Source organism: Nonomuraea sp. NPDC050733, assembly GCF_040654215.1.
In the GTDB taxonomy this organism is placed as follows: domain Bacteria; phylum Actinomycetota; class Actinomycetes; order Streptosporangiales; family Streptosporangiaceae; genus Nonomuraea.
This window is the reverse complement of the sequence record NZ_JBFAHO010000006.1, coordinates 340,451-352,980: the sequence shown is the minus strand read 5'-3', so window position 1 is coordinate 352,980 and position 12,530 is coordinate 340,451. Positions and strand designations below refer to the sequence as shown.

9 protein-coding genes are annotated in these 12,530 nt (G+C 71.4%); 4 read left to right on the top strand and 5 right to left on the bottom strand.

Annotated elements, in window-relative coordinates; genetic code table 11:
• Position 1: 1 nt before the first annotated feature.
• The 3 genes from AB0H64_RS15040 to AB0H64_RS15030 are packed head-to-tail and all read right to left on the bottom strand — an operon-like array spanning position 2 to position 4,101.
• Positions 2-1,138, bottom strand: coding sequence for an acyl-CoA dehydrogenase family protein (locus AB0H64_RS15040; RefSeq protein ID WP_357624024.1), 1,137 nt, complete (start codon positions 1,136-1,138; stop codon positions 2-4).
• A 6-nt stretch (positions 1,139-1,144) separates the two neighbouring features.
• Positions 1,145-2,056 (bottom strand): hydroxymethylglutaryl-CoA lyase, encoded by a 912-nt coding sequence (locus AB0H64_RS15035; RefSeq protein ID WP_357624023.1) that lies wholly within the window; start codon positions 2,054-2,056, stop codon positions 1,145-1,147.
• Positions 2,056-4,101 (bottom strand): biotin carboxylase N-terminal domain-containing protein, encoded by a 2,046-nt coding sequence (locus AB0H64_RS15030; RefSeq protein ID WP_357624077.1) that lies wholly within the window; start codon positions 4,099-4,101, stop codon positions 2,056-2,058. The genes AB0H64_RS15035 and AB0H64_RS15030 overlap by 1 nt, the downstream gene beginning before the upstream one ends.
• Before the next feature lie 107 nt (positions 4,102-4,208).
• Between AB0H64_RS15030 and AB0H64_RS15025 the strand changes: the two genes are divergently transcribed.
• Entirely contained in the window at positions 4,209-5,426 is a 1,218-nt protein-coding gene (locus AB0H64_RS15025; protein ID WP_357624021.1) for a transposase, read from the top strand.
• A 42-nt stretch (positions 5,427-5,468) separates the two neighbouring features.
• Here AB0H64_RS15025 and AB0H64_RS15020 read toward each other — a convergent pair whose 3' ends face one another.
• The gene (locus tag AB0H64_RS15020) at positions 5,469-7,037 is read right to left on the bottom strand and encodes a carboxyl transferase domain-containing protein (protein WP_357624019.1); all 1,569 of its coding nucleotides are present in this window, start codon (positions 7,035-7,037) and stop codon (positions 5,469-5,471) included.
• Between the two features lie 64 nt (positions 7,038-7,101).
• Here AB0H64_RS15020 and AB0H64_RS15015 point away from each other — a divergent pair, with 64 nt between their 5' ends.
• Positions 7,102-7,710, top strand: coding sequence for a helix-turn-helix domain-containing protein (locus AB0H64_RS15015; protein ID WP_357624017.1), 609 nt, complete (start codon positions 7,102-7,104; stop codon positions 7,708-7,710).
• 292 nt (positions 7,711-8,002) lie between these two features.
• The gene (locus AB0H64_RS15010) at positions 8,003-8,599 is read left to right on the top strand and encodes a hypothetical protein (RefSeq protein WP_357624016.1); all 597 of its coding nucleotides are present in this window, start codon (positions 8,003-8,005) and stop codon (positions 8,597-8,599) included.
• Between the two features lie 51 nt (positions 8,600-8,650).
• Here the strand turns inward: AB0H64_RS15010 and AB0H64_RS15005 are convergent, their stop codons facing one another.
• The gene (locus tag AB0H64_RS15005) at positions 8,651-10,000 is read right to left on the bottom strand and encodes a hypothetical protein (protein ID WP_357624014.1); all 1,350 of its coding nucleotides are present in this window, start codon (positions 9,998-10,000) and stop codon (positions 8,651-8,653) included.
• Between the two features lie 196 nt (positions 10,001-10,196).
• Here AB0H64_RS15005 and AB0H64_RS15000 point away from each other — a divergent pair, with 196 nt between their 5' ends.
• On the top strand, positions 10,197-12,416 hold the full coding sequence (locus tag AB0H64_RS15000) for a thiamine pyrophosphate-dependent enzyme (RefSeq protein WP_357624013.1): 2,220 nt from the start codon (positions 10,197-10,199) through the stop codon (positions 12,414-12,416).
• Positions 12,417-12,530 lie beyond the last annotated feature (114 nt).

Here is a 12,530-nt window from a genome sequence, read left to right as displayed (position 1 = left end):
GTCAGAGGTCGCCGAGTCCGAGCTGGCGGGCGATGAGCATGCGCTGCACCTCGCTCGTCCCCTCGCCGATCTCCAGGATCTTGGCGTCGCGGTAGAAGCGGCCCACCGGGAACTCGTTCATGAACCCGTACCCGCCGAAGATCTGCGTGGCGTCGCGGGAGTTGTCCATGGCGGCGTTCGACGAGACCAGCTTGGCGATGGCCGCCTCCTTCTTGAACGACTCCCCGGCCAGCATCCGCTCGGCCGCGTGGTAGTAGGCCAGGCGGGCGGTGTGGGCCCGGGCCTCCATGTCAGCGATCTTGAACTGGATGGCCTGGTAGTGGCCGATCGGGTGGCCGAACGCCCTGCGGTCCCGTACGTAGCGCAGGCACTCGTCCACGCAGCCCTGCGCCAGCCCGACGCCGATGGCGGCGATGGCGACGCGCCCCTCGTCGAGGGTCCGCAGGAACTGGGCGTAACCGCGCCCGCGCTCCCCCAGCAGGTTGGCGGCGGGCACACGGCAGTCGCCGAAGGCCAGCTCGCGGGTGTCGGAGGCGTTCCAGCCGACCTTGGAGTACTTCTTCGACACCGTGAAGCCCGGCGTGCCGCTGGGCACGAGGATCGTGGAGATCTCCCGCTCGCCGGTGAGGGCCGCGACCGCCACCACGCCGGTGATGTCGGTGCCGGAGTTGGTGATGAACGCCTTGGTCCCGTTGATCACCCATTCGTCGCCGTCGAGGACGGCCGTGGTGCGCATGCCGCCCGGCACGTCGGAGCCGCCGCCGGGCTCGGTCAGGCCGAACGCGCCCAGCGTCTCGCCCGTCGCCAGCCTGGGCAGCCACTCCTGGCGCTGCTCGGGCGTGCCGAACCGGTAGATCGGCATGGCGCCCAGCGACACGGCCGCCTCCAGGGTGATGGCCACGCTGGAGTCGACCCGGGCCAGCTCCTCCAGCGTCAGGCAGAGGGCGAAGTAGTCGCCGCCCATGCCGCCGTACTCCTCCGGCAGCGGCAGCCCGAACAGGCCCATCGCGCCCATCTGCCGCACGATGCCGTACGGGAACTCCTCCCGCTCGTAGTGCTCGCCGATCACCGGGGCGACGACGTCGCGGGCGAACGCCTCGACGGTCTTGCGCAGCTCTTCGTACTCGCCGGTCAGCATGGGTGGTCAGCCTTTCGAGAGGGCCTGGACGACGCGGGACGGGCTGGGCCGGCCGAGCAGCCGGGCCAGCCAGGTGCTGGTCTCCACGAGCCGGCCGAGGTCGAGCCCGGTCTCGACGCCGAGGCCGTCGAGCATCCAGACGAGGTCCTCGGTGGCGAGGTTGCCCGTGGCCGACTCGGCGTACGGGCAGCCGCCGATGCCGCCCGTGGACGCGTCGACGGTGGTCACTCCGGCCCTGAGCGCGGCGAGCGTGTTGCCGAGCGCCTGGCCGTACGTGTCGTGGAAGTGGACGGCGAGCCGGTCGGGCGAGCCGAACGCCTCGATGAGCGCGGTGACGTGACCGGGCGTGGCGACGCCGATGGTGTCGCCGAGCGACAGCTCGTGGCAGCCGAGCCCCAGCAGCCGCTCGCCGACCTCCACGACCTGCTGGACGGGCGTGGGACCCTCCCACGGGTCGGCGAAGCACATGGAGACGTACGCGCGCACCCTGACGCCGTTGGCCAGGGCGCGGGCGACGACCGGCTCGAACATGTCGAACTGGCTCTCCAGGCTGCGGTTGAGGTTCTTGGCGGCGAACGTCTCGGTGGCGCTGGCGAAGACGGCGATCTCGTCCACGTCGCGGGCCAGCGCCCGGTCCAGGCCGCGCTCGTTCGGCACCAGGACCGGGTAGCGGACGCCGGGCCTGCGCTCGACCCGGGCCAGCAGCTCGTCGGCGTCGGCGAGCTGCGGCACCCACCGGGGGTGGACGAAGCTGGTCGTCTCGATGATCTTGTGTCCGGCGTCGGCGAGGCGGTGGACGAACTCCGCCTTCGCCTCGACGGGAACGACCGCGGCCTCGTTCTGCAGGCCGTCGCGCGGGCCGACCTCGTAGACGGTGACGTGGTGGGGCAGACCTTCCAGTCCGTACGGCCGGCGCATCAGGACGCCTCCTCGGGTGTGACCGCGGCGTCCCGCGTGGCCGGGGCCTCGGGTACGACCACGGCCAGGACGGCGTCCATGTCGACCGGGCGGCCGGCCTGGGCGGGCAGCTCGGTGACGCGGCCGGCGAGCGGGGCGGTGACGGTGTGCTCCATCTTCATGGCCTCCACGATGAGCAGCGGCTGACCCTCGGCGACCTGGTCGCCCACCTGGGCCTTGACCACCAGGACGGTGCCGGGCATGGGGCTGCGGACGACGCCGTCGCCGGAGCCGGCCGCGCCGGGGCGGTCGCCGGGGTCGCCGATGAGGTGGCGGGTGAACGCCCACGCGGCGCCGTCAGCGGCGAGCCAGAGCGTGTCGCCGTCACGGGCGTGCGTGTAGTGACGGGTGCGCCCGCCGAGCGTGACGGACAGCCGGGAGCCGTCCCGACGGATCCGCGCGGGGGTGGCCCGGCCGGAGTCGTCGCCGGGCAGCCGCGCCTCGGCGGCCGCCGTGGCCTCCGCCGCGTGTGCCGCCTCCGCGGCCCGGCCCGTGCCGGAGGAGCCGTACGGCAGGCCGCGCACCTGGACGGCGTGCACCATGCCACGCGACTCCAGCCGCCACGTCGTCCACGCCCGCTCACCGACCCGCCAGCCGTCGGCGACGTCCCACGGGTCGGCGCCCGGGGGCTGGGCGTGGAAGGCGAGCGCGGCGGCGGCCAGGGCCTCCGCGGAGGGCTCGCCGGTGAGCGGCAGGCCGGGCAGGGCCCGCTCGACCAATCCGGTGTCGAGCTCGCCCGCCACGACCGCGGGGTGGGTGAGCAGGGCGCGCAGGAACGGGACGTTCGTGGTGACGCCGAGCACGGCGGTCCGGGCCAGCGCCTGGTCCAGCCGCCGCAGCGCCGCCTCCCTGGACGGGGCCCAGGCGATCACCTTGGCCAGCATGGGATCGAACTCGCTGCCCACGACCATGCCCGCGGTCAGCCCCGAGTCCACCCGCACGCCCTCGCCCGCGGGCTCGTCCAGGGCGAGGACACGGCCACCCGTCGGCAGGAAGCCGCGCGCCGGGTCCTCGGCGTAGACGCGGGCCTCCACCGCGTGCCCGCGCAGCCGCACGTCGTCCTGCGCGAACGGCAGCGGCTCGCCCGCCGCCACCCGGAGCTGGAGCTCGACCAGGTCGAGGTCGGTGACCAGCTCGGTGACGGGATGCTCGACCTGAAGGCGGGTGTTCATCTCCATGAAGTGGTGCTCGCCGGTCGTGCCGTCCACGATGAACTCGACCGTGCCTGCCCCCGTGTAGCCGACCGCGCGGGCCGCCTCGACGGCCGCCGCGCCCATGCGGGCGCGCAGGTCCGCGTCCACGAACGGCGACGGCGCCTCCTCGACGATCTTCTGGTGGCGGCGCTGGAGACTGCACTCGCGCTCGCCGAGGTGGACGACGCCGCCGTGCGCGTCGGCCAGGACCTGGATCTCGATGTGGCGGGGGTTGGCGACGTAGCGCTCGACGAGCAGCGTGTCGTCGCCGAACGCGGCGCGGGCCGTACGGCGGGCGGACTCGATCGCGTCCGGCAGCTCGGCGGCCGAGCGGACCAGCACCATGCCCTTCCCTCCGCCGCCGGCGGAGGGCTTGATCAGGGCGGGGAAGGCGCTCCACTCGGCCAGCGACTCGGCGGGCTCGGCGGCGCCGGGGACGACGGGCACACCGGCGGCCGACACGGTCGCCTTCGCGCGGATCTTGTCGCCCATCGCGTCGATGGCCTCGGGCGGCGGCCCGACGAAGACCAGGCCGGCCTCGGCGCAGCGGCGGGCGAAGGCGGCGTTCTCGGCGAGGAACCCGTAGCCGGGGTGGACCGCCTGGGCGCCGGACGCCTGGGCCGCCGCCACGATCGCCTCCATGTCCAGATATTTCGGGATCTGGAGGGCCAGGTCGGCGTCCCGCACGTGCCGCGCCCCCGCGTCCGAGGCGGTGTGGACGGCGACCGAGGTGATGCCGAGCGCCCGCAGCGTGCGGATCACCCGGACGGCGATCTCACCCCGGTTGGCGACGAGGACGGTGTCGAACAGCATGTGGGCCATGGCGAGCGTCACCGAGCGCTTTCAGCGCGGCTGCCCCGCCCCGCAGGACAGGGAGGAAGCGCGGAACGGCAGGGCATCGGCATCTCCCGGTTTTGTCGGTGGGCGGAGCTAGGTTGACCAGCGTGTGCCGGTATCGCCTTCAGCCGACGCAAGCCCAGGAGGCTGCGTTGCTGGAGCATTATGGGCATGCCCGGTTCGTCTGGAACCTCGCGGTAGAGCAGCACGGGCACTGGCGACCGGGACGGAGAAGCGCTCCCGGGTTCACCGAGCAGTGCCGTCAGCTCACCGCAGCGCGGCGGACGTCCGCCTGGTTGCGTGCCGGTTCGGTGATCGTGCAGCAGCAGACGCTCAAGGACTTCGCCCAGGCCATGCGCAACTTCTTCACCGGCACACACGGACGGCCGACGTGGCGCAGGCGCGGGAGCGGTGAGGGGTTCCGCATTGTCGCGACGACATCGCGGGAGGTGCGGCGCCTGTCGCGGCGTGTGGGCGCGGTACGGGTGTCCAAGGTGGGTTGGGTGCGTTTTCGCTGGTCGCGTCCTGTCTCCGCCGGCGTGAAGTCTTATCGGATCACCCGAGATGCGGCAGGTCGCTGGCATGTCGCCTTCGCCGTCGTTCCAGAGGCGATCCCCGCACCCGGCAACGGGGCAGTGGTAGGCGTGGATCGGGGCGTTGCAGTTGCGGCTGCGCTGTCCACCGGCGAGCAGTTTCTGGTACCCGGCCTGCGTGAGACGGAGAAGGCGCGACTGATACGCCTGCTGCGCCGGTTGGCCCGCGCCAAGCGAGGTTCCAAGCGGAGAGACAGGCTCAAGTTGGGCATCGCCAGGTTGAAGACCCGCGAGCGCGACCGACGCAAGGACTGGGTGGAGCGCACGTCCACCTATGTGGCCCGTGAGTTCGACGTGATAGGCGTCGAGGCCTTGAAGATCTCTGCCATGATCCGGTCGGCACGAGGCAGTGTCGCGAATCCAGGGCGGAGTGTGCGGCAGAAGGCAGGCCTGAACCGGGGCATTCTGGCCTCGGGATGGGGGATGCTGGTGGCGCGGCTGGGGCAGAAGGCTCCGGGCCGCGTCGTCAAGGTCAAAGCCGCGTACACGAGCCAGCGCTGTTCGGTGTGCGGGATCGTGGATCGGGAGGCGCGCGAGAGCCAAGCCGTCTTCCGCTGCCGCTCCTGCGGATACGCCGCCAACGCCGATGTGAACGCGGCACGTAACATCGCATACGCGGCAGGGCATGCCGTGTCCGCACGGGGAGGCTCGTCGTCGGGTGAGCCTGTGAACCGTGAACCTCAACGCGACCTCCTCCTCATTGAGTAGCTGTTGCCGTTGGAATCACCTGCCCGCAGGCAGGTGAGGATGTCAAATCCTGAAGACGCCGTAGCGGACGGGTTCGAGCGGGGCGTTGGCCGCCGCGGACAGGGCCAGGCCGAGGACGGTGCGGGTGTCGGCCGGGTCGATGACGCCGTCGTCCCACAGCCGGGCCGTCGAGTAGTACGGGTTGCCCTGGTGCTCGTACTGGGCGCGGACGGCGTCGGCGTCGGCCGAGCCGACCGTGGTGAGGACGTTGGCCGCCTGCTCGCCGCCCATGACGGAGATGCGGGCGTTCGGCCACATCCACAGGAAGCGCGGCGAGTACGCCCGCCCGGCCATCGCGTAGTTGCCCGCCCCGAACGAGCCGCCGATGACGACGGTGAGCTTGGGCACCCGGGCGCAGGAGACGGCGGTGACCATCTTGGCGCCGTGCTTGGCGATGCCGCCCGCCTCGTACGCCTTGCCGACCATGAAGCCGCTGATGTTCTGCAGGAACACCAGCGGAATGCCGCGCTGGTCGCACAGCTGGATGAAGTGGGCGCCCTTCATGGCCGACTCACTGAACAGGATCCCGTTGTTGGCGACGATCCCCACCGGGTGGCCGTGGAGGTGCGCGAAGCCGGTGACGAGCGTCGGGCCGTACTCGGCCTTGAACTCCAGGAACCGCGAGCCGTCCACGATCCGGGCGACGACCTCACGCACGTCGTACGGCTGCCGGGTGTCGCCGGGCACGATGCCGTACAGCTCGCGCGGGTCGTGGCGGGGCTCCTCGGGCGTGGCGACCGGCCACGGCCGGGGCGCGCGGGGGGCCAGGGTGGAGACGATGTCGCGGACGATGGCCAGCGCGTGGGCGTCGTCGGCGGCCAGGTGGTCGGTGACGCCGCTGACCCGGGCGTGCAGGTCGCCGCCGCCGAGCTCCTCGGCTGTGACCTCCTCGCCGGTGGCCGCCTTCACCAGCGGCGGGCCGCCGAGGAAGATGGTGCCCTGGTCGCGGACGATGACGGCCTCGTCGCTCATCGCGGGGACGTACGCGCCGCCCGCCGTGCAGGAGCCGAGGACGGCGGCGATCTGCGGGATGCCGAGCGCGGACATCGTGGCCTGGTTGTAGAAGATGCGGCCGAAGTGCTCGCGGTCGGGGAAGACCTCGTCCTGCTTGGGCAGGAACGCGCCGCCGGAGTCGACGAGGTAGACGCAGGGCAGGCGGTTGTGCAGCGCCACCTCCTGCGCGCGCAGGTGCTTCTTCACGGTGATCGGGTAGTACGTGCCGCCCTTGACCGTGGCGTCGTTGGCCACGACCACGCACTCCCGGCCGGAGATCCGGCCGACGCCGGTGATGATGCCGGCGGCGGGGGCCTGGTCGTCGTACAGACCGTTGGCGGCCAGCGGCGACAGCTCCAGGAAGCGGGAGCCGGGGTCGAGCAGGCCGTCGACCCGGTCGCGCGGCAGCAGCTTGCCGCGCTCGACGTGGCGGCGGCGCGCCCGCTCGGTGCCGCCCTGCGCCGCGATCGCGAGCCGTTCGAGCAGCTCGGCGGCGAGCCCCTCGTTGCGCTCGGCGTTGCGCTTGAAGTCCTCGCCGCCGGGATCGGCGGACGACCTCAATACGGGCCAGTCGCTCATGACTCCCCTCTCGTCCTGTTCGAGATGTTAGTCACCGTTAACGTAACCGTCTAGCATGTGAGACGTGACGACCGCCCGTACCCCTACCCGCAACCGCGGCAATCGGCGCGCCGAGATCCTCGACGCCGCCGCCCGGCTGTTCGCCTCCCGAGGCTTCCACGGCGTGTCCATCGAGGACATCGGCTCGGCGGTCGGCGTCTCGGGCCCGGCACTCTACCGGCACTTCGCCGGCAAGGAGGCCCTGCTGGCCGAGATGCTGCTCGACGTCAGCTCCCGGCTGCGCGAGTCGGCCGCCGCCGTCGTCACTTCCGCCGCGACACCCGCCGCCTCCTCCGCCGAGACACTGAACGCGCTGCTCGACGTGCAGATCACCTTCGCCCTTGAGCAGCCGGCGCTGATCACCGTGCACGACAGGGAGCTGGGCAATGTGCCCGAGCCGCACCGGCGGCGGATCCGGCGGCTGCAGCGCCTCTACGTCGAGGAGTGGGTGACGGTGCTGGCGGAGCTGCACCCGGGCTGCCCCGCCGCCCGGCTGCGCGCCGCCACCCACGCGGTCTTCGGGCTGCTGAACTCCACCCCGTACAGCGCGGGAGAGCTGCCGGCGCGCGACATGCGCCCGCTGCTGCGCGCGATGGCCCGTGCCGCCATCGACGCCGCCGTTAACGCCCGCTAACACCGTTTCTTTTTTCGAAGAACGGATACCGGTTGACATCCCTCCCCTCGCAAGCGAGCGGGCGTCTCACCCTCGCGGGTTTGTTCGCATTGCTCGGGGTGGGCTGGAACTGGGGCTGGTGACGGTCCTGGGTCTGGCGCTCCTGGTGGCCGGGATCGCGCAGTTCCGGCGGGCGGACTAGTGGCGCACACTTCCACATTCGGAGAGCGACGGTACGAGTACTTCTTGTAATGTTCTCTCCGCGGCAGGCAGGCGAGCGACACCCGTCGATCACTTCGCGAAAGGAACCCCAATGCTTGACCTGCATGTGGAAATGGATCGTCTGAAAGTACGGGTCGCCGCTCTCGAAGCTCGTACAGTGAGCGGCATGCCCGACACGAGCATCGCAGAGCGGTTCGGCGTGTTGCACGATCGCGTCGACATCGTCGGCCGAAACGTCCTCAAGGCGCTCGACCTCCGCTTCAAGGAACTCGACTCGCGGATCAGCGACACCCGGGCCGAGATGAAGCAGGGCTTCGAGCACGTCAACGGGCGTCTCGATCTGATCGACCTCCGGTTCGAGCAGGTCGACGGCCGATTCGAAAAGATCGACCAGCGGTTCGAGACCATCGACCAGCGATTTGACGTCATCGACCAGCGGTTCGAGACCATCGATCAACGGTTCGACGTCATCGACCAGCGGTTCGAGACCATCGATCAACGGTTCGACGTCATCGACCAGCGATTCGAGACCATCGATCAACGGTTCGAGACCATCGACCAGCGGTTCGGTCGAGTCGAGCAGGACATCGCCCACCTCAAGGGCGCGGTCACAGGGCTCACAGGCGACATGACCGACATCAAGGCCATGCTCGTCAGCCTGGGTGCGAAGGCACCCGAGCGCGCCTAGCACACGCGTGAGGCCCGGGGTGAGCTCCCGGGCCTCAGCGTTGGGCGGGTGTTACCGCTTCACCACGCGGACGTAGTCCGAGCGGCTGCTGTCGCCCCGCGCGTCGTCGTCGCCGGCGAAGACGAACTTCCACGAGCCCGACTTCCACGCCTTGACCTTGGTGGACAGCTTGCCGCTGTCACCGGACCACGTGGTCTTGACGTACTGCCAGGAGCGCGAGTGGGCGGGCTTGAAGTACAGCGCGACCTTGCCCGCGTACCCCTCCCAGGTGCCCTCGTCGTCGATCTGCAGCAGGCCCTTGACCTTCAGGTACCTGCCGCGCTTGACCGGCTCCGGGTAGGCGTTGAACGCGACGACGCGCGTGTCGGCCTGCTCCACCGGCGGCGGGGTGGGCTCGACCACCCGCACCCAGTCGGCGTGGCCGACCGAGCCGTCGAAGCCCCTGGTGCCCCGGTAGACGGCACGCCACCAGCCCGACTCGGCGGCCGTCGCGGACGCCTCGAAGCGGCCGTGGCGTCCGGTCACGTCACTGGTGACGTACTCCCAGCGGTCGGAGCCGCGGGCCTTGAACTGGACGGCCACCCGCTGGCCGGGCAGGCCGTGGCCGCCGGAGCGCAGCGTGCCCTCGAAGCGGAGCGTGGCGCCCTTGTCGACGGGGTCGGGCGTCGCGTCGAAGCCGGTGATCGCCGTGCCGCGGTCGCGGACCCGCACGTCGACCCGGTCGGTGTCGCTGACGGAGGAGACGGCCTCGGTGTTGCCGCCGAACTCGGCCCGCCACCAGCCGGTGGCGTCGGCGCGGACACGGGCGGCGAAGGCGCCGCCGGCGCCGGTGGTCGCCTTGGTGACGTGCCGGTAGGCGTCGGTGCCCTGCTCGCGGAACGTGATCGTCACGGACTGCCCGGCGTACCCCTTGCCGCCGGCGAGGAGCGTGCCGGAGACCCTGAGCGCGTCACCGCGCGAGACCCGGTCGGGGTCGGCGTCGAAGTCGACGATCTTGGTGTCGAGCGCCTTGCGGACCTCGAACGTCCCGGTGACGGACTTCTCGCCCGAGGAGCCCGAGCCGTGCGCGATGGCCAGGACGTTCCACGTGCCGGCGTCCTTGGCCTCGAACGCGCGGGTGCCGGTCCACTTCGTCCACTGGCCGAACGGCTTGGCCGTGAGCGCGATCGGGCTGCCGGCGCTCACGCCGGGCGGCTTGAGCTGGAGCTCGGTGGAGCCGACGTCCTTGGTGGTGAAGGAGAACGTCGCCGGGACGGCCTTGTCGAAGACCACGATCGACCCGGGGCTGACGCTCACCTTGGAGATGGCGGGTGCCGCGGCGGCCGAGGCGGCGGGGGCCATGACCAGGCCCCCGGCTCCCATCGTGAGCACGATGGCGGCCGTACGGATGCGTTGTAACATACGGGTTCCTTTCAGAGACCCCAGTGGTTCAACGCGGCAATTGAGGGTGCCACGTTTTCACTCAATAGACGCACAGGAACCCGTAAGTGTTCGCAAATCTGACAATCTCTCATAGATCACCGTTAATCGGACCGGTCCACAACATGCCACGGCCGACGAGCAGACGCGGGCGGCGGCAGGGGACATAATCGGGCTTGTGGCGCGGGACACAGTTGAGACTCACTTCATCCAGGCGGCGACGGCGTTGACGGCGGCTCCGGTCCGGGATCCGGCACGCCCCATCCGCGACGGCAGCTCGCTGACCGGCGATCAGGCCAGGACCCTGTTCCATCGCCAGCTCGACAGCCGGCTGCTCGACATCGCCGCCCGCTGGCTGCGCGAGCGCGACGAAGGCTTCTACACGATCGGCTCGGCCGGCCACGAGGGCAACGCGGCCGTGGCCGCCGCCCTGCGGCCCACCGACCCGGCGCTGCTCCACTACCGCTCCGGGGCCTTCTACCTCACCCGCTCCGAGCAGGCCGGGCGGCTGCCCGACCAGGGGCTGCGCGACGTCCTCCTGGGTCTGTGCGCCGCCGCCGAGGAGCCGATCGCGGGCGGCCGGCACAAGGTCTTCGGCCATCCCGACCTGGCGATCATCCCGCAGACCTCGACGATCGCCAGCCACCTGCCGCGCGCGGTCGGCGTGGCCTTCGCCATCGAGCGGGGCCGGGCGCTCGGCGTGCGCACGGCCTGGCCGGAGGACGCGATCGCGGTGTGCAGCTTCGGCGACGCCTCGATCAACCACGCCTCCGCGCTGACCGGCTTCAACACCGCCGCGTACGCCACCCACCAGGGGCAGGCGATGCCGATCCTGTTCGTCTGCGAGGACAACGGCATCGGCATCAGCGTGCGCACCCCGAAGGGCTGGGTGGAGGCCGCGGCGCGGCGCCCCGGCATCGCGTACTTCTCCGCCGACGGCTGGGACCTGGTCGAGGCCCACGACGCCGCCGTGCGGGCCGCCGAGCACGTGCGCACCCACCGCTCCCCCGCCTTCCTGCACCTGAGGACCGTGCGGCTGATGGGTCACGCCGGCTCCGACGTCGAGTCGGCGTACCGCACCCAGCGCGAGTTGCGCGCCGACCTGGAGCACGACCCGCTGGTCGTGGGCGCCCGCCTGCTCGTCGAGGCGGGCCTGGTCACGCCGGAGGAGCTGCTCAGGAAGTACGAGTCGACGCGCGAGCACGTGCTGCGCATCGCGCTGGAGACCACGCGCGCGCCCCGGCTGGGCTCGGCCGCGGAGATCATGGCGCCGCTCGCGCCGCGCCGGCCCGAGCTCATCGCCAAGATCGCGCCGGTCGCCGCCGAGCCGTCCGTCAGGGAGCGGGCCTTCGCCGGCGCACCGCCCGAGGCGGAGAAGCCGATGACGCTCTGCCAGTCGATCAACCGCACGCTGGCCGACGCGCTGGCCGTCCACCCCGAGATGATGGTCTTCGGCGAGGACGTCGCCAAGAAGGGCGGCGTCTACGGCGTGACCCGCGGCCTGCAGAAGCGGTTCGGCCCGGGCCGCGTGTTCGACACGCACCTCGACGAGCAGGCCATCCTCGGGCTGGCGCTCGGGTCGGGGGTGTCGCGGATGCTGCCGGTGCCCGAGATCCAGTACCTGGCGTACCTGCACAACGCGCTCGACCAGATCCGCGGCGAGGCGGCGACGCTGTCGTTCTTCTCCAGGGGCGCCTACCGCAACCCGCTGGTCGTGCGGGTGGCCGGCTACGCCTACCAGAAGGGGTTCGGCGGCCACTTCCACAACGACAACGCCGTGGGGGCGCTGCGCGACATCCCCGGGGTGGTCATCGCCTCGCCGTCGCGGCCCGACGACGCCTCGGCCATGCTGCGCACCTGCCTGGCGGCGGCCCGCACCGAGGGGTCGGTGTGCGTGTTCCTGGAGCCGATCGCGCTCTACCACACCAAGGACCTGTTCGAGGACGGCGACGGCGGTTGGCTGGCGCCGTACACGCCGCCCTCGCGCTGGAGCGAGACGCACGTGCCGATCGGCCGGGCGCGCTCGTACGGCGACGGGCGGGACCTGACGATCGTGACCTTCGGCAACGGGGTGCGGATGAGCCTGCGGGCCGCCGTGCGGCTCACCCAGGAGGGCTTCAGCTGCCGGGTGCTCGACCTGCGCTGGCTGGCGCCGCTGCCCGTCGAGGACCTGCTGCGGGCGGCGGAGCTGACCGGCAAGGTGCTCATCGCCGACGAGACCCGCCACACCGGCGCGGTGTCGGAGGGCATCGTGGCCGAGCTGGTGGACGCCGGCTTCTCGGGGCAGATCGCCCGGGTCACGTCCTCCGACAGCTTCATCCCCCTCGGCGGCGCGGCGAACCACGTGCTGCTGTCGGAGGAGGAGATCGAGCAGGCGGCCCGCAAGCTGCTGGGATGACCTCCGGAGCACCCGTACGGCCGGCGCGGCGACCTTCACTTCCTGACCGGGCACGTGACTGCATCTGTTAACAGACCCGAAACACTGGTAGTTTAGGGAGCGCTCCCAATAGAT

Excerpts from the sequence above, each read along its gene's own strand:
- AB0H64_RS15030 (WP_357624077.1), bottom strand. The coding sequence starts at position 4,101 with ATGCTGTTCGACACCGTCCTCGTCGCCAACCGGGGTGAGATCGCCGTC.
- AB0H64_RS15020 (WP_357624019.1), bottom strand. The coding sequence starts at position 7,037 with ATGAGCGACTGGCCCGTATTGAGGTCGTCCGCCGATCCCGGCGGCGAG.
- AB0H64_RS15035 (WP_357624023.1), bottom strand. The coding sequence starts at position 2,056 with ATGCGCCGGCCGTACGGACTGGAAGGTCTGCCCCACCACGTCACCGTC.
- AB0H64_RS15005 (WP_357624014.1), bottom strand. The coding sequence starts at position 10,000 with ATGTTACAACGCATCCGTACGGCCGCCATCGTGCTCACGATGGGAGCC.
- AB0H64_RS15040 (WP_357624024.1), bottom strand. The coding sequence starts at position 1,138 with ATGCTGACCGGCGAGTACGAAGAGCTGCGCAAGACCGTCGAGGCGTTC.
- AB0H64_RS15010 (WP_357624016.1), top strand. The coding sequence starts at position 8,003 with ATGCTTGACCTGCATGTGGAAATGGATCGTCTGAAAGTACGGGTCGCC.